Annotated in this window: 17 protein-coding genes; 4 read left to right on the top strand and 13 right to left on the bottom strand. The window is 41.1% G+C overall.

What is annotated here, in order from left to right:
* Positions 1-92 precede the first annotated feature (92 nt).
* Complete coding sequence (fahA, locus tag AN393_RS11175; protein WP_055018081.1) at positions 93-1406, top strand: fumarylacetoacetase; 1314 nt, start codon at positions 93-95, stop codon at positions 1404-1406.
* Positions 1407-1500: 94 nt separating this feature from the next.
* On the opposite strand, the gene putP is transcribed toward fahA, so the two are convergent.
* Complete coding sequence (gene putP, locus AN393_RS11170) at positions 1501-2979, bottom strand: sodium/proline symporter PutP (RefSeq protein ID WP_055018080.1); 1479 nt, start codon at positions 2977-2979, stop codon at positions 1501-1503.
* Between the two features lie 334 nt (positions 2980-3313).
* Here putP and AN393_RS11165 point away from each other — a divergent pair, with 334 nt between their 5' ends.
* Positions 3314-4537 (top strand): EAL and HDOD domain-containing protein, encoded by a 1224-nt coding sequence (locus tag AN393_RS11165; protein ID WP_055018079.1) that lies wholly within the window; start codon positions 3314-3316, stop codon positions 4535-4537.
* An 81-nt stretch (positions 4538-4618) separates the two neighbouring features.
* Here AN393_RS11165 and AN393_RS11160 read toward each other — a convergent pair whose 3' ends face one another.
* The 10 genes from AN393_RS11160 to ccmA are packed head-to-tail and all read right to left on the bottom strand — an operon-like array spanning position 4619 to position 12334.
* Positions 4619-5350, bottom strand: a complete 732-nt coding sequence (locus tag AN393_RS11160) for a VacJ family lipoprotein (RefSeq protein ID WP_055018078.1) — start codon at positions 5348-5350, stop codon at positions 4619-4621.
* A 9-nt stretch (positions 5351-5359) separates the two neighbouring features.
* Complete coding sequence (ccmI, locus tag AN393_RS11155; RefSeq protein ID WP_055018077.1) at positions 5360-6610, bottom strand: c-type cytochrome biogenesis protein CcmI; 1251 nt, start codon at positions 6608-6610, stop codon at positions 5360-5362.
* Positions 6610-7071: a cytochrome c-type biogenesis protein gene (locus AN393_RS11150; RefSeq protein WP_055015946.1), complete on the bottom strand. Its 462-nt coding sequence runs from the start codon at positions 7069-7071 to the stop codon at positions 6610-6612. The genes ccmI and AN393_RS11150 overlap by 1 nt, the downstream gene beginning before the upstream one ends.
* Positions 7071-7640 (bottom strand): redoxin family protein, encoded by a 570-nt coding sequence (locus AN393_RS11145; RefSeq protein WP_029773820.1) that lies wholly within the window; start codon positions 7638-7640, stop codon positions 7071-7073. Before AN393_RS11145 ends, AN393_RS11150 begins: the two co-directional genes overlap by 1 nt.
* A complete protein-coding gene (locus tag AN393_RS11140) occupies positions 7640-9604 on the bottom strand; it encodes a heme lyase CcmF/NrfE family subunit (RefSeq protein WP_055018076.1) in 1965 nt (654 codons plus the stop codon). The genes AN393_RS11145 and AN393_RS11140 overlap by 1 nt, the downstream gene beginning before the upstream one ends.
* A 1-nt stretch (position 9605) precedes the next feature.
* Positions 9606-10085 carry a cytochrome c maturation protein CcmE gene (gene ccmE / locus AN393_RS11135; RefSeq protein ID WP_055015944.1) on the bottom strand — a complete coding sequence of 160 codons (480 nt, stop codon included), beginning with the start codon at positions 10083-10085 and terminating at the stop codon, positions 9606-9608.
* On the bottom strand, positions 10082-10285 hold the full coding sequence (ccmD, locus tag AN393_RS11130; protein ID WP_004588323.1) for a heme exporter protein CcmD: 204 nt from the start codon (positions 10283-10285) through the stop codon (positions 10082-10084). The genes ccmE and ccmD overlap by 4 nt, the downstream gene beginning before the upstream one ends.
* A gap of 3 nt (positions 10286-10288) precedes the next feature.
* Positions 10289-11026 carry a heme ABC transporter permease gene (locus AN393_RS11125; protein ID WP_055015943.1) on the bottom strand — a complete coding sequence of 246 codons (738 nt, stop codon included), beginning with the start codon at positions 11024-11026 and terminating at the stop codon, positions 10289-10291.
* Position 11027: 1 nt separating this feature from the next.
* A complete protein-coding gene (ccmB, locus tag AN393_RS11120) occupies positions 11028-11714 on the bottom strand; it encodes a heme exporter protein CcmB (RefSeq protein WP_004588321.1) in 687 nt (228 codons plus the stop codon).
* Complete coding sequence (gene ccmA / locus AN393_RS11115; RefSeq protein WP_146258074.1) at positions 11714-12334, bottom strand: cytochrome c biogenesis heme-transporting ATPase CcmA; 621 nt, start codon at positions 12332-12334, stop codon at positions 11714-11716. Before ccmA ends, ccmB begins: the two co-directional genes overlap by 1 nt.
* 113 nt (positions 12335-12447) lie before the next feature.
* Between ccmA and AN393_RS11110 the strand changes: the two genes are divergently transcribed.
* Positions 12448-14760: a flagellar hook-length control protein FliK gene (locus tag AN393_RS11110; RefSeq protein WP_055018075.1), complete on the top strand. Its 2313-nt coding sequence runs from the start codon at positions 12448-12450 to the stop codon at positions 14758-14760.
* Position 14761: 1 nt separating this feature from the next.
* Positions 14762-15082 carry an EscU/YscU/HrcU family type III secretion system export apparatus switch protein gene (locus tag AN393_RS11105; protein ID WP_055018074.1) on the top strand — a complete coding sequence of 107 codons (321 nt, stop codon included), beginning with the start codon at positions 14762-14764 and terminating at the stop codon, positions 15080-15082.
* A gap of 78 nt (positions 15083-15160) precedes the next feature.
* On the opposite strand, the gene AN393_RS11100 is transcribed toward AN393_RS11105, so the two are convergent.
* Both AN393_RS11100 and AN393_RS11095 read right to left on the bottom strand, forming a co-directional pair.
* A complete protein-coding gene (locus tag AN393_RS11100; protein ID WP_055018073.1) occupies positions 15161-15562 on the bottom strand; it encodes a DUF2802 domain-containing protein in 402 nt (133 codons plus the stop codon).
* A 17-nt stretch (positions 15563-15579) separates the two neighbouring features.
* The gene (locus tag AN393_RS11095) at positions 15580-16077 is read right to left on the bottom strand and encodes a chemotaxis protein CheW (RefSeq protein ID WP_055018072.1); all 498 of its coding nucleotides are present in this window, start codon (positions 16075-16077) and stop codon (positions 15580-15582) included.
* Between the last annotated feature and the right edge of the window lie 2 nt (positions 16078-16079).

Below are 16079 nucleotides of genomic sequence, written 5' to 3'. Positions count from 1 at the left end.
TTTTGTCGTTTTAATATTTAAAAAGTAGGGTGCAAGTTACAAGTATGCTTAAATAAATACATGCACCTCACATCAAACCTAAAGGATAAGTAATGAGCCAAATTAACGAAACCCACGACATTAATATAACCAGCTGGGTAGAGTCGGCCAATATTAAAGGCTGTGACTTCCCGATTCAAAATTTACCTTTTGCAGAATTTCGTACTAAAAACACAAATGAGGAATTCAGAGGCGGGGTTGCTATTGGCGATCAGGTTATTGATTTAGCAAAATTGAGCCGCTTAAACATTTTTACAGGTGATGCTAAAACAGCCCTTGATGCAGCAAGCGAATCAACACTAAATACATTTATGGGTTTAGGTAGTCAGTATTGGTCAGCACTTCGTTTAGCGCTTTCAAAGGCATTACGCGAAGGCGCACAGCAACAAAAAGACATGCAAAGTACCCTTATTGCGCAAGCTGATATAGAGTTTTCACTGCCATGTCGTATTGGTGATTACACTGACTTTTATACCTCAATTTACCATGCAACGGCCGTTGGCAGCTTATTCCGCCCTGATAACCCGCTTTTACCAAACTATAAATGGGTGCCGATTGGCTATCATGGTCGCTCATCATCTATTGATGTATCGGGGCAAACGTTTCACCGCCCTAAAGGGCAAACTAAAGCACCCGATGCAGATACCCCCGCATTTGGCCCATGTAAACGCCTAGATTATGAGTTAGAGCTTGGCATTTACTTAGGCAAAGGTAATGCACTGGGTGATGCTATCGCCATTGAAAACGCTGAAAACCATGTATTTGGTTTTTGTGTATTTAACGATTGGTCGGCACGAGATTTACAAGCATGGGAATACCAACCATTAGGTCCGTTTTTAGCTAAAAACTTTGCCTCAACCGTATCGCCTTGGATTGTTACCACTGAAGCACTGGCGCCTTTTAGAACGGCGTGGACACGTGATGAAAACGACCCGCAACCAATGCCGTACCTAGAATCTGCAGCTAACCGCGAGCAAGGTGCGTTTGATATTCAAATGGATGTTAAAATTCAGACTCAAAAAATGCGTGATGAAAACCACCAACCCACGCAGGTCTCTGCCTCAAGCTTTAAACATTCATACTGGACAGTGGCGCAAATGGTGGCTCATCACACAGTAAATGGCTGTAACTTTATGCCCGGTGACATGCTCGGCTCAGGTACGCAGTCAGGCCCTACACATGAAGAAGCGGGTTCTTTATTAGAGCTTTCTCGTGGTGGAAAAGAAAAAATAACCCTGAGTAATGGTGAGCAACGCAGCTTTTTAGAAGATGGCGATAACGTAATTATGCGCGGCTGGTGTGAAAGAGAAGGCTTTGCACGTATTGGCTTTGGCAGCGTAGAAAGTACTGTATTACCCGCTAAATAACTATTGATTATGGTGTCTCAATAAAACACGAGCAATAAAAAAGCCACCTAATTAAATTTGGTGGCTTTTTTTATACTTATAGTACGCTATTTAATTAAAGTTCCTTTTCAACTTCATCAAATAGCGAAGTAATGTTTTGCGCTGGTTCTTTCGTCGCTAAACTTACCACTACAATTGCAATACTTGCCAAAATAAAGCCAGGTACAATTTCGTACATGTAACTGCTTAAGCTTTGCCCATCAATCATAAATGGTGAGTAAATCCAAAACAGAACCGTACCAGCACCTACAATCATACCTGCTAGAGCGCCTTCAAAGTTCATGCGTTTCCAGTACAAGCTAAATAGAACCAGTGGGCCAAATGCCGCACCAAAACCTGCCCATGCATTACTTACTAAGCTTAATATTGAGCTGTCTCTATCATACGCTAAGTAAATCGCACACAGTGCAACCGCAGCAACACTAACGCGCCCTACAGTAACAAGCTCAGTGTCGCTTGCTTCTTTGCGTAAAAACGTTTTATAAAAATCTTCTGTTAATGAGCTTGAGCTAACAAGTAACTGAGAAGAAATAGTACTCATGATTGCAGCTAAAATAGCCGCCAATAAAAAACCAGCAATTAATGGGTGGAATAATAATTCAGAAAGAATTAAGAAAATGGTTTCAGGGTCGTCAACAACAATGTTGTTTTCGTATGTATACGCGGCACCAAATAAACCAGTACCCACAGCACCAATCGCTGCAACTATCATCCATGTCATACCGATACGGCGAGCCGTTGGCATGTCTTTTACGCTGCGCACAGACATAAAACGCACAATAATATGAGGTTGACCAAAGTAGCCTAAGCCCCATGCCATTGCCGAAATAATACCTAGTGCAGAGCCTGCGCCTATCCAATTAAGCATACCTGGATTAACACTATGAAGCGTCGACTCTAGCGGTTGCTCTAATAAAGAGTAAGCAACAGTTGGTACAAGTATCAAGGCGATAAACATAATACAGCCTTGCACAAAGTCCGTTAAGCTAACAGCTAAAAAGCCACCAAATAAGGTATATAAAACAACAACACCAGTGGTGATGTATAAACCCATTTCGTAACTTAAGCCAAATGAGCTTTCAAACAATTTACCGCCTGCTACAACGCCCGATGATGTATAAAGCGTAAAGAAAACAATAATTACTACCGCAGAAACTACACGTAAAAGGTTTGATTTATCATTAAAACGATTAGAGAAGTAGTCGGGAATGGTGATTGAATCGCTTGCTTTTTCAGTGTAAACACGCAAACGAGGCGCAACTAAAAAGTAGTTTAACCACGCACCAATAACCAAACCAATTGCTATCCATGTGCTACTAAAGCCAGTAACGAACATTGCGCCGGGTAACCCCATTAGAATCCAACCGCTCATATCCGATGCGCCAGCAGATAATGCTGCAACACTTGGAGATAAGCTACGCCCACCCAGCATATAACCCGATACATCACTTGTAGACTGTTTGTATGCATAAAGTCCAATGCCAAGCATGACTACAAAATACAATGCCAGTGAAATAATCATTCCTGTTTCCAAATTCGCCTCCACAAAGTTGTATAAAACAGGCTTTTAATCCTAATAATGACTCTTAAAATATTATAATAAAGACACTATTGGGGTAAAAACCATCCGTCTTGACTATATCATGCTTAAAGGTGATAACTCCAACTTGTTACACTGAAGTGAACAAAAAACAGCCTTATTGACTATTTAACCCTCAAACACCCAATATATGGTAAATTTATTTACATATATAGCTAATTTTTAATAACAATTCATTAAATCAATAATAATTACCTAATGCTATTTAGAGTGTTTTCCCATATATTATAGCCATTGCTATTTATTATTAATTTGTACGGAACTATTTATGTATTTTTATGCTGCACGCCAACCTATTTTAGACCGCGAAAAGGAGCTTGTTGGTTACGAGTTATTATTTCGTGATGGCGTGGATAATGTATTTCCAGACATAGACGGTGACGAAGCAACAACGAAGCTAATCGAAGGGAGTCAATTTAATTTTGGTTTAGAAGATTTGACTGGCAATAAGCCCGCCTATATTAACTTTACTCTGGAAACATTATTAAAAGGTTACCCTACGATGTTAGGGAAAGAGGCGGTTGTTGTAGAAATCCTTGAAACAGTGCAACCAGGTAAACGTTTACTCGCTATAGTCAAAGACCTAAACGAAAAAGGCTATACACTGGCACTAGATGACTATGTTCATCAGCCTGTATGGCGCCATTTTTACCCGTTTATCAATATTATAAAAATAGACTTTTTAACCACTGACGAAAGTGCAATAAAAACCATAATTAACGATATTAAAGCCTATCCACACATCAAGCTTTTAGCTGAAAAAGTAGAAACCTATGAGGCTTATAACTTAGCCCTTGAGCTTGGGTTTGAGTATTTTCAGGGGTTCTTTTTTTCAAAGCCTGAAATGGTACAAAGTAAAGCACTGCCACCATCAGAAATGGCATTAGCAGAGCTACTTTACGAAACCTCATCTGTTGAAATGGATCTTAAAAAGATCACCGATGTGTTTGAACGTGATGTAAATCTATCATACAAGTTATTGCGTTATTCAAACTCAGCTGCGTTTGCACGCAGAGCAGAAATAAACACAATTAAACAAGCACTCATCGTACTTGGCGCTAACGAAATTAAAAAGCTGTTATCTTTGCTATTTGCAGCGCAAGTATCGGCGGATAAGCCCGTAGAGCTAATCAGGCTTTCGCTAACGCGTGCACGGTTTGGCGAACTACTAGCTATTTCACATGGCCAGTTTAAAGACACCGGTATGGCCTTTTTAACCGGCATGATGTCGCTTATGGATGCCATTTTAGATGAAACCATGGAAAGCGTTATGCAAAAGCTTCCGCTTTCTGCAGAGATTAAAGCTGCGCTCTTAAATGACGAAGGCCTGCTTGCTCAGTATCTAAACTTGGTTAAGTTTTATGAGCACGCAGACTGGGAAGCCGCCAATGAAATTGCTAAACAGTTAAATTTAGGCGAAGAAGTGGCCAATGCATACCATGACGCCCTAACCTGGGTAAATGAGCAAATGCAGCTGATGGTTAAAGAATAATAAACACGTGCTCGTTTATTTAAGCTCAAATTACACATAAAAAAAATGCCAACAATTGCTGGCATTTTTTATGGCTATTATTTATAAGCTTTCTAAGAAGTCTTCATCAAAGTCTTCAGGCTCTTCTTTAATTGGCGGGTTGCCATCGTATAGCTCATAAAGCTGACGCTGAAAGTATATGTCTTTAACAAACAAGTACGGGTCAAGTGAGTCATTAAGTAGGCCTTCTTGCGGGATAAGTGCCGCACGAGCTTCAACCGCTTTTAGCGCAAACACCAAAATAGTTTGCGGCGTAGTCAGCGCTATTTCTGGTAACATAAAGTTATCGACTACATCGCCTGTTAAGTTGCGTGCCGTTGTCGGTCCCATTGCTGGCAACATAATATATGCGCCGTCGCCAACACCCCACACGCCCAATGTTTGGCCAAAATCTTCATCTACAAGCTCAAGTCCTAATGAGCTTGCAACATCAAAAATACCAAATACGCCTACCGTAGAGTTAACTAAAAAACGCGCTAAACTCACGCCTGCGTTACCCACCTTACCTTGCAGCCCCGCGTTTATCATATCAACAGGCGCACTAATATTATCGGTAAAGTTAACAATACCATTGCGTACAGGTACAGGGGTTACTTCTACATACCCTACAGCGACAGGGCGTAAAATATAAGCATCTAAAATGTCCATATTAAAGTCGTACAATGGACGGTTAATGCTTTGCAGCGGGTCTCGCTCATCAACTTTGTTTTCTGGCACTTGTGCACATCCGGCTAGCACCAATAAACATAAAAAAGTAAAACTATGCTTTAACATCTACTGTCCTTAAGGTATTAATGTATTAATTTGAAGTTGGTAGTCACTTACGTTTTCACGTTGCAGTGCCTCAGAGTGACCCTCTAACTCACCACTACTTGGCATAACTGACTCATCTATTGAGATCCGCGCTGTAATCACAATATCTTTTGCACTTGATAAGTTTAACCCATCAACCATTGCATTAGCATCAGTGAGTTGCACTGTGAGCGGAAAACTGTATTCATTAAGTTTAACAACCGCTAGCGGCATAGGAGAGCCTTGAGCAGCCTTTGCAAAAATAAATAAAGTCCCCTGCTGTGGCTGCTTATCTAAAAGCTCATCTGCTAAGCTTACAGTAACATTAATAGCACTGTTAGCAGAGACAGGCATTACAGAACCCTCATTTTGCATTTGTTGTTCAATATCAGAAATACGCTGCGCTATCATTGAGTAACGCGTATCGCTTTCATCCATGCTAGCAAGTAGTACCTCGAACGCCGCTTTAGCTTGCGGCCAGTCCTTGCGCTCATAAGCAATGAGCGCTAATAGGGAAATAGCATCAAGATTTGTCGGCTCAACCTTTAGCACTTTAGATAGCATACCCGCTGCACGCGTCATATTCTCTTCACTACCTTCAAGCAGTAAAACTTGGCTGTAGCTAATGAGTACTTGCATGTTGTCTGGGTTCATTCGCAGTGCTTTATCAAACGATTGCTGTGCCATATCAAATTCGTTTAACGACATAGCTACACGCCCAAGCAACATCCACGCAACTTCGTCATCACCAGATTCGCTAAGTTTAGTACGCAAAGCTAAAGCAAACGCTTGTAACTCGTTTTGGGTTAGAGGCTCACCTTTTTGCATTACAGCACGCTCGCCATAATCAGCAAGGTTATCCATTGCATCATACCACGCGGCTATTTGTTGTTGGCTCCCTGTAAAGGTGTAAAAAACACCGGTGAGGGCTAATAAAAATGCTGCGCCAGTTAAAGCAAAAATACGATTATTACCTTTGCTATTAAGCGACTTTTCTGGTGATAGTTCGTTCAATAAACGACGCTTTAATTCAATAACAGATTCGTTATGACTTTGTGCATCAATACGTTGATTATCTAAGTCATTTTGCAGCTCAACTAAACGCTGCTCGTAAATGCTGATCAACTCTGCATTAGCATTGTGAGTAATGGTTTGAACGCGCTCTTTTTTTAAAAAAGGCACCATAATAAACGCCAGTGCAATGAGTATGAGTAAGGCAAAACACGCCCACATTAAAATCATTAAATTTGCTCCTGGCGTTTATTTTCTGCAATTAATTTAGCAAGTCTTGCTTCATCGTCGCTGTTCCAGGTTTGCTTAACTGACGCCTTACGTTGGCGAATTACAATAAAACCAAACCCCAAAATTACAATAAGTACAGGTAAAACCCACAGTACTAATGTAGCTGGTGTCACAGGCGGGTCGTAATGAACAAAATAACCGTATCTGTCTATCATGTAATCGATAACTTCGTCTTTTGTTTTACCTTCTTTTACCAGCGCAAGTACCTTGTCGCGTAAATCTTTTGCAACAATGGCATCAGAGTCTGCAATATTTTGGTTTTGACATTTAGGGCACCTAAGCTCTTTAGTTAACTCTTCAAAGCGCACGGCTTGTTGGTTATTGTCAAACTGATAGCGATCTTGCTCGGCATACACTGCCATACTTATAAAAAAGCTCAGGGTTAATAAAAACACTCGCATTAATTTAGCTCCTGCATAACCGGGGCAAATTTAGCACGCCATACGCGCGGGTTTAAATCTCCCGTATGGTGTAATAAAATTTTACCCGTTTTATCCACTAAAAATGTTTCAGGGGCACCCGATACACCTAAATCTAATGACAAGGTGCGGTGCAAGTCTAAAATATTAAATTGGTATGGGTCGCCAGCACGGCTAAGCATATCGCTCACATCAGTACGCAGCGCTTGCATATCAAATGGGCCATCAAAATCGGCATCGTAACCTTGCACATAGTACAAACCAATTATTTTTACGCCTTGCTCGCGTAGCTTAGTTAAATAGCCAAGCTCTACCAAACAAGTAGGACACCAAGTCCCCCAAACATTAAGCAAATAAACTTCGCCTTTTAGGCTTTCATCGGTCCAGCGCTTATCATCTTGCATTAAATCCGGAAGGTTAAACGCAGGCATTGTTTGCCCAAGTCGACCGGTTTGAATTTCACGCGGGTTGGCAAACAAACCTTGATATAAGAATACACATAAAAATATGAATATTAATAACGGCGCTAAAGCTAAAATTTTACGGTTCATTACGCATTCTCCAACGCTTTTTTACGTGTACTTGCTGAGGTACGGTAGCGTTTATCAAATAAAATCATAAACCCTGCAAGTGATATAAGTACACCGCCTATCCACATCCAACGCACAAACGGTTTGTGATAAATGCGCAGTGACCATGCCCCTTTGCTTAATTGCTCACCCAGCGCTAAATATAGGTCACGAGTAAAACCAGCATCAATTGCCGCTTCGGTCATAAATTGCATACCAATATCGTATTTACGCTTTTCTGCATGCAGCTCAGTCACTAGCTCATTGTCATTAAATACCGACACGACACCAGCATGACCACTGTAGTTAGGGCCGCGTATTGATTTAACACCATCAAATCGGTATTCGTATTGGTTTAGCGTAACAATATCGCCTTGCTTCATAGACACATCACGCTCTACCGAGTACGCCGAAGTAAGCGTAACGCCCGCAATAACAAATGCTAAACCAACATGACCTAGCACCATCGCCCAGTAGCTGACACCTAAACGCTTAACGCCTTCTTTTAGTGTTCCGTGAACCGACGCCTTAGCATATAAATCTATGGCAGTAGAGACAGCAACCCACACACCTAAGGTGGTGGCTAGTAATGTAAGCGGTTTTACTACATCGTAGCTTGAGAACAACCACGCACAGGTAATAACAACACTTACTAGCACGCCTACGAATAATTTATTTTGTAGTACAGCCCACTTATTTTGTTTCCAGCGAAGAAAAGGCCCTATTCCCATTAATATGGCAAAAGGTACTAATAAAATGGCGAACATTTTATTAAAGAACGGTTCGCCGATAGAAATACTGCCTAGGCCCATTTCTTTGTGTACCATAGGTAATAAAGTACCTAAAAGAACTATTAATGTAGCCACGACTAAGAATATATTGTTTAACCACAACGCTACTTCGCGAGATACAAACTTGTAACGACCTTCACTCTTAACTTGTGATACGCGCAGCGCATACAACGATAAACCGCCACCAACCACAATGCCTAAAAAGGCTAAAATAAATAAACCTCTATCGGGGTCTGTGGCAAATGCATGCACCGATACAATGATGCCCGAGCGAACAATAAAGGTACCTAATAAGCTCAGCGAGAATGCAGCGATGGCAAGCAGCACAGTCCACGATTTAAATACACCGCGTTTTTCTGTCACGCTCAGAGAGTGCAATAAAGCCGTCGCAACAAGCCAAGGCATGAGCGATGCGTTTTCTACCGGATCCCAAAACCACCAGCCACCCCAGCCAAGCTCAGAGTAAGCCCACCAGCTACCTATCGTTATTCCTAAACTTAAAAAGCCCCAAGCGGTCATCGTCCATGGGCGTGACCATTTAGCCCAAGTATTATCAAGTTTACCGGTTAAAAGTGCTGCAATAGCAAAGGAAAACGCAACCGATAATCCTACATATCCCATATAAAGTAACGGTGGATGAATGATCATACCAGGGTCTTGTAATAGTGGATTTAAATCACGTCCTTCAACAGGGAAATACGGCAGTAAACGCTCAAACGGGCTCGAAAGCAGTAGTGTGTACATCATAAAACCCACACCTAAAAAGCCAAGCACGCCTAAAACACGTGCACGTAATACCCAAGGCAGTGCTTTAGAGCGCATAGCAACCACGGCGGTCCACCCTGCTTGCATTACAAGCCACAGTAAAATAGCGCCTTCGTGCCCACCCCATGTAGAGGTGATTTTATAATACCAAGGCAAGGTACTACTTGAATGATACGCTACATAAGATACCGTAAAGTCATCTGTTAAGCTGGCATAGATAAGCGCAGCAAACGAGAGAAGGACAAATAAAAATTGCCCTACGGCTAAAGACGGGGCCGCACGCATTAAACGAAGATTACCGGTATGTGCGCCCCACAGCGGGAAAATACACAGTAAAACGCTTAACACCATGGCAAGCGTTAAAGAAAAATAACCAAGCTCTGGGATCATATTAGCTACCGCTATCTAGGTTGTATTTTGGTTTTTCGTGTTTAATTCCCTTTACGGCTTCTGCTACTTCTGCTGGCATGTATTCTTCATCATGCTTAGCTAGTACTTCAAAAGCTTCAATCACGTTTGGCTCTACAAGCACACCTTGCGCTACAATACCTTGGCCTTCGCGAAATAAGTCAGGCAAAATGCCTTGGTATTTAATTGTAACCAATGGCCCTGTATCTATTAGTTTAAAGCTGACTTGCAAACTTTGTTCATTACGAATAACAGAACCTGGCACAACCATACCGCCTATACGCAACTTTTGCCCTATTTGCGGTTTTTCTTTATCTGGGCCTTTGCCTTCTATTAGCTCGCTCGGTGTGTAAAACAAGTTGATGTTTTCTTGCAGTGCATAAAGTACTAAGCCTATAGAAGCACCAATGCCAAACAACACAGCAATGATTACCAATAGGCGTTTTTTACGTCTTGGATTCATGATATTTGTTCCTGCTTCGCTTTTTTAATTCGCGCTTCGCGCGCAACTTGCTGCTCTACTGAGGCCATAATACGTTTTGTATCACGTAAAGAGCTAAATAAAATGCCCAACAAAATTAAGGCGCACGTACCAAAGGAAAGCCACACGTAAAACCCGTAGCCCCCCATTGCAATAAAATCAGAAAAAGAGTCAAACTGCATAATTTACCCCTTACTTAACAAGGCTCGAACCCACGGTCGATGCTTTTCACGTTGTAATATTTCATTTTTTAAACGAATTAACGTTACAGTGCCAACAAAAGCACCAAACGCTAAAATATTCACCATTAGTGGCCAAAACATACTAGGGTCAATAGCTTTAGTATCAAATTTTGTGATTGTTGCGCCTTGGTGTAGGGTATTCCACCACTCAACAGAATAATGAATAATAGGTAGGTTAATAACCCCAACAATGGCCAAAATAGACGCCGCTCGCCCTGCTGCTTTTTTATCTTCAAATGCATGATAAAGCGAAAGTACACCTAAATATAAAAATAATAAAATAAGCTCAGAGGTTAAACGTGCATCCCACACCCACCAAGCGCCCCACATAGGTTTACCCCATGCTGCGCCAGTAATTAACGCAATAGCGGTTACACATGCTCCCACCGGGGCAATAGCAATGACTGCAAGTTCGGCGTTACGTAATTGCCACACTAAAGCAACCACGGCTGCAATAGCCATAGAAGAATATGCACCCATAGACAAAATAGCCGACGGTACATGAATGAAAATAATACGGTAACTGTCTTTTTGTTGGTAATCAGCTGGCGCAAAACCTAAGCCCCAAATCCAACCAACAAGCATACTTATAACCGTAGCAACGGCAAAATAAGGCAGTAACGTATTACATAATTGATATGCGCGCTCTGCTTTTGCGTAGGGATGTAACCACTTCCACATATTAACTTACACTCACTTTTAATGCTGACGATATGGCGATGGGTGCACACATAATAGCAACTACTAACATGGCCCCAAGAATGGCAAGCTGCCCGCTATAATCCAGCGACATAGTACTGGTATCAATGGCTGACGTTGCAAAAATTAAAACAGGAATATACAAAGGCAACACTAACAGGCTCATTAAAATACCACCTTTTTGTAATCCCACAGTAAGGCCAGCCCCAATAGCACCAATAAAGCTTAATAATGGCGTGCCTAATAATAATGTTAATACGGTGGCTAACAGCGCTGAGCTCTCTAAATTAAGCAATAAAGCAAATAACGGTGTCATTAATACTAATGGTAAACCGGTAACAACCCAATGTGCCGCGACTTTGGCCAACACGGTGAGTGATAGCGGATACGATGAAGCTATTAACTGCTCCAACGAGCCATCGTTATAGTCGTCTCTAAATAATTTATCGAGTCCAAGCATGGTAGAGAGCAAAGCGGCTACCCAAATAATACCTGGAGCCATTCTGTTTAATAGACCGGGCTCTGGTCCAATTGCTAACGGAAATAACGAAATAACAATGAGAAAAAACAAGATAGGATTGATAATTTCAGCACGCTGGCGAAACGCAAGCTTTACATCTTTACTAAATACCGCACTAAACAGCAGCCAATATGAATGTTGACGAGTCATCAGTAACGATACTCCAAGGTCACCGTTTGTAGGTTTTCAAACTGTGTTGTTAAATCTTGATGGGTTGTGAGTAAAATAGCGCCACCACTTTTTAAATGCTCAGAAAAACGTTGTTGTAAAAATGCAACGCCATTTTTATCAAGTGCAGTAAAGGGTTCATCAAGCACCCATAGTTTTGCATCGCTTAACCATAAACGCACTAAAGCGACACGACGCTGCTGCCCTGCAGAGAGCATTCTTACTGGCACATCTTCAAGGCCCACTAAGCCAAGCTTAGCTAACATTGGATATAGGTCGGGCTCATTTGTATAGCCATTAATGTGTAACCAATGGCGTACGTTTTCCAGTGCGCTGAGCTGTGCATTAACACCGGTTTTGTGGCCTATAAATAGTAAGTCTCTGGCGTACTCTTCATAATGTTTGGTAATAGCTTGCTGTTTATAAAAAATAGCGCCTTCATCAGGCACACTAAAGCCTGCGACAATACGCAATAATGATGTTTTGCCAGCCCCGTTAGGACCCGCTAATTGCATGATTTGACCGCTATTTAGGCTAAAATTAAGATCCGCAAACAAACAACGTTCTTGCTTGATGCAGGTGACGGACTTAATGTGTAACAAGATGACGTTTCTCTATGCCAAAAATTAGGCGTTAGTCTACCATAATGATAGTGTAATACGAATATTGCTTTAAAATCGATTCACGAAAATTAGCGAAAACTTGATTTAAAATAATGAATAATCCAACGCAAATCACATTATCTAATTCATTGGTTAATAACCAAAGCGCCCCGAGCACTTCAGACGAATTAGTACAATTACCCGAGCAGGTACTTGCGGCTAAAAATATTCAGTTTTCAAAAGGCTCAATTACACTCGATGTATTAATTGATAAACACTGGCAAACACTACGTTTAGGCATTACCCATGCCCCTCAAAACACAGACAAAATAGCAAGTGCTAACATACAGCTCAGCGCTGATGGAAAGCAGCTAAATATAACTCCCAACAATACCAATATTACACTTAGCAACGCATCTCAACTGCAGCGTTTTTTAAATTATGTAAGTACCGGTAGTGAAATACAAAGCAAACCCTTGCCTGTTAATATTCAGCTTTCGCCGTCACCACAGCTTATAATACCTAGTCTTAATGCCAGTATTGCAATTAACAAAGAAACCGCACAACTATTAAATACCGAGCAGCCATTACAGGTACTTATTAATACCACTAATAAAGGCGCACAAATAAATGTTATTAACCGCTTTGCTGATTCCGTTCATACTCAAACTCTTAGCCAACATAAAATTACGCAGCTATTAACTAACTTACTACCCAGCGCGAAACTACAAGCAACGCCTAAATTAGCTATTATTTCTCACCCTCAGCATAGCGGCTCGTTCACCACTCCAATCACTAATAAACAACTTAGTGAATTGCCCAGCAAGCCCGTGGCAGTAAATATTACTCATCAAGCAGATAAGCTGTTCATTAAAACTAATTTACCCAATATGCAGGTCGCACTTAATAACTCATTTAGTAAACCCTTTACCGACTTGGTTTTATCACAGCAGCAAAATGCAGCCAGCCCCCCCGCTGATAAAACAAGCCCGCAGTTAAGTGCACAGAGCCCTATAAAATCATGGTTACAAAGCAGCTTTAGTGATTTAAAAACGCGAATTAACGATGCCGTTAAATACTTTGAAAGCAAACCCTTTGCGAGTAAAACGTCACCTTTGCAAGCTCAACAAGCTAATCTTGATGTAAACAAAACGCCTACACAAATAAACACGTTAGCAAACCCTAATTTAAGTAAGCTAAATATAACCGCTGAAGTTGCTAATCATTCTTTTACTCCTAACAGCCCTTTAGCTAAACACTTTGCGCAGCTTCCTCCTTTAGTGCAAATAACCCAGCAACTAAAGGCGAGTGTGTCGTTATGGCAATCAGCAAACAACATGGCTCAGCCACAAGCAGTGAGCGCTCAACCAACAAATATAAGTACGCAAGGCATTCCTTCTGGGCCCCTGAGTTTAAAAACATTAAATACCACAACTTCACAGGTAAATACTTCGAATCAACCCGGTTTACCTCACTCGCTTTTTAAAACCGCACCAAGTCAGCAATTACAACCGATTGAAGCCAAGCTTTTAACTTCGCTTTTAAATTTACCAACAGAGAGTGAGCGCCCAAATAGCGCTTCTAACCCTACAGCATTGTTGAGTAGCCGAATTACTGACATAGCAAGTAAAGCGACTCAAAATACACCTGATCTAACACGTCTGGTAAATCAAGCTTTTAATAGAATGGTCTCTAGTAATAATGTTCACCCAGCAACCATACAGCGAGAGCTTTTAAGTACCTTACAACCGCTTACCACGCCAAATGACACACTACAAAGTAGCTTTACAAAAGGACTTGAACAGCTTGCAGTGACTATTTTAGCGGCGCCAATAATAAGCCAGTCGAGTACTTCGCTAACGTTTAATAACCACACTGGAGTGGATGCCCTACTTAACGTACTTTTACCCACATTTAAAGTAGGTAATGGCGCGGATAAACTATTAGAACAACTTCAACAAACACACATACAAGAACTTGCTCCAGAGCTACTACAGGTTAAAAATACCCTTAGCCAAGTGCAAGTAACTACACCAAACCAGCAAAACGACACAAATCCGCTAGCACAGTTTTTATTTCCAATGAAACTTCCGCCTGAAGCGGGGCAAACAGAAATAACCTTAGGGCAGTATAAAAAAGCGAGTGTAAATAAAACTGAAAAAAATGTGTGGTTTGTTAGGTTAAATTTTGATTATGCACAGCAAGGGCAATTACAAATAGTGGCAGAGCTTATGGACAAAGCGCTCGATTGCCAGCTGCTTGCCTCTAGCCAAGAAGTAAGTGCAATTGCACATCCTCACTTAGATAGCCTCAGGGCTAAATTAGCTCAACATGGCTTGCAAGTAGGCGAGCTAAACTTAAAACGTGGAGATGCGCGTCATCAAGCGTTTTATCAATCGCATGCCATTATAAATATTAAGGTTTAACATGACTGACACCTCTAATTTTGCAGCAAATAATAAATCAGCGATTGGCCTGTTATATGAAGCGGGAAGTACCCCAGCAGTAAGTGTAAAAGGGTTTGGGGAGTTGGCTGATGAAATAATCAAAGCTGCAAAACAAAAAGGCATTATGATCCACCAAGATGAAGCACTTGCTAAAACACTCTCACACTTAGAATTGGGAGAGGAAATACCCAAAGAGCTTTATTATGTTATTGCTGAATTGATTGCTTTTTCGTACGTGCTTCGTGGGCAGTTCCCACCTGGCTGGCAAGACTTTCAAGGTAAGCTAAATGTAAAGGCATAAACAGATGGGTGAATTTTATCTCCCTCTTATTAAGTATTACTGCACATTGGTATTGTGTAGTTTAAAGCAAAAAAGACGCTAGGCGTCTTTTTGTTTATGTAACGAAAATAATAGTTCAGCCTCAGCCCTAGGAAGCTCGCACTCGCGTATCACTTCATCTAAATCAGCACCAAGCTCAACCATTTTAACAGCTCGAGAATATATTTTTGCGTCTGGGTCGTCATATTTTTGAGCAGCTTGTTGTTGCATCAACTCTTGATTTTGTTGCTCAACTTCAAGTACACGCTTACCAATACTTAAAAGCCCTGTTCTGAGCTCAGACACTTCACTACGTAATATATGCGTTTGCTCTGAGGTATCTTTTAATTGCTGTGATACTGCATTAAGCTCTGCCGACTGTTTATTTTTTAATGCAACAATTAGCGCCAGCGATATTAAACCAGCCCCTAGCGCTATTATTGCGATACTAAGTAACAACATAATTTTAGTGGTAAAGCTTAAATATCGCTTAACTCATCCCATTCGTCATCGCTAAGTAATTTATTTAAATCGACTAAAATAAGTAATTCGTTATCGCGGTTACACACGCCTTGAATAAATTTAGCGCTTTCCTCAGTACCAACATTTGGCGCGCTGTCTATTTCAGAGCTGCGTAAGTACACAACCTCAGATACACTATCAGCTAAAATACCAATTACTTGCTCTTCTGCTTCAATAATTAAAATGCGAGAGTTATCAGTCGCATCTGCAGCTGGTAAGCCAAAGCGAGCTCGAGTATCAATAACAGTAACTACGTTACCACGTAAGTTTATAATACCAATAACGTAAGAAGGCGCACCAGGTACTGGGGCAATTTCGGTATAACGTAAAATTTCTTGTACCTGCATTACGTTTACGCCGTAGGTTTCTTCTTCAAGCTTAAACGTTACCCACTGTAAAATTTCATCGTTGTTATCTGCGTTTTTATTCGCTGATAATAGTTTATCTTCGCTCATGC

It is taken from the genome of Pseudoalteromonas sp. P1-25, from assembly GCF_001401805.1.
GTDB lineage: Bacteria > Pseudomonadota > Gammaproteobacteria > Enterobacterales > Alteromonadaceae > Pseudoalteromonas.
This window is presented reverse-complemented; position numbering and strand designations above follow the sequence as displayed.

Excerpts from the sequence above, each read along its gene's own strand:
- AN393_RS11095 (WP_055018072.1), bottom strand. The coding sequence starts at position 16,077 with ATGAGCGAAGATAAACTATTATCAGCGAATAAAAACGCAGATAACAAC.
- AN393_RS11145 (WP_029773820.1), bottom strand. The coding sequence starts at position 7,640 with ATGAACCGTAAAATTTTAGCTTTAGCGCCGTTATTAATATTCATATTT.
- AN393_RS11165 (WP_055018079.1), top strand. The coding sequence starts at position 3,314 with ATGTATTTTTATGCTGCACGCCAACCTATTTTAGACCGCGAAAAGGAG.
- AN393_RS11125 (WP_055015943.1), bottom strand. The coding sequence starts at position 11,026 with ATGTGGAAGTGGTTACATCCCTACGCAAAAGCAGAGCGCGCATATCAA.
- AN393_RS11110 (WP_055018075.1), top strand. The coding sequence starts at position 12,448 with ATGAATAATCCAACGCAAATCACATTATCTAATTCATTGGTTAATAAC.
- ccmB (WP_004588321.1), bottom strand. The coding sequence starts at position 11,714 with ATGACTCGTCAACATTCATATTGGCTGCTGTTTAGTGCGGTATTTAGT.
- AN393_RS11160 (WP_055018078.1), bottom strand. The coding sequence starts at position 5,350 with ATGTTAAAGCATAGTTTTACTTTTTTATGTTTATTGGTGCTAGCCGGA.
- ccmD (WP_004588323.1), bottom strand. The coding sequence starts at position 10,285 with ATGCAGTTTGACTCTTTTTCTGATTTTATTGCAATGGGGGGCTACGGG.
- fahA (WP_055018081.1), top strand. The coding sequence starts at position 93 with ATGAGCCAAATTAACGAAACCCACGACATTAATATAACCAGCTGGGTA.
- ccmE (WP_055015944.1), bottom strand. The coding sequence starts at position 10,085 with ATGAATCCAAGACGTAAAAAACGCCTATTGGTAATCATTGCTGTGTTG.
- AN393_RS11150 (WP_055015946.1), bottom strand. The coding sequence starts at position 7,071 with ATGCGAGTGTTTTTATTAACCCTGAGCTTTTTTATAAGTATGGCAGTG.
- AN393_RS11140 (WP_055018076.1), bottom strand. The coding sequence starts at position 9,604 with ATGATCCCAGAGCTTGGTTATTTTTCTTTAACGCTTGCCATGGTGTTA.
- ccmI (WP_055018077.1), bottom strand. The coding sequence starts at position 6,610 with ATGATTTTAATGTGGGCGTGTTTTGCCTTACTCATACTCATTGCACTG.
- AN393_RS11105 (WP_055018074.1), top strand. The coding sequence starts at position 14,762 with ATGACTGACACCTCTAATTTTGCAGCAAATAATAAATCAGCGATTGGC.
- AN393_RS11100 (WP_055018073.1), bottom strand. The coding sequence starts at position 15,562 with ATGTTGTTACTTAGTATCGCAATAATAGCGCTAGGGGCTGGTTTAATA.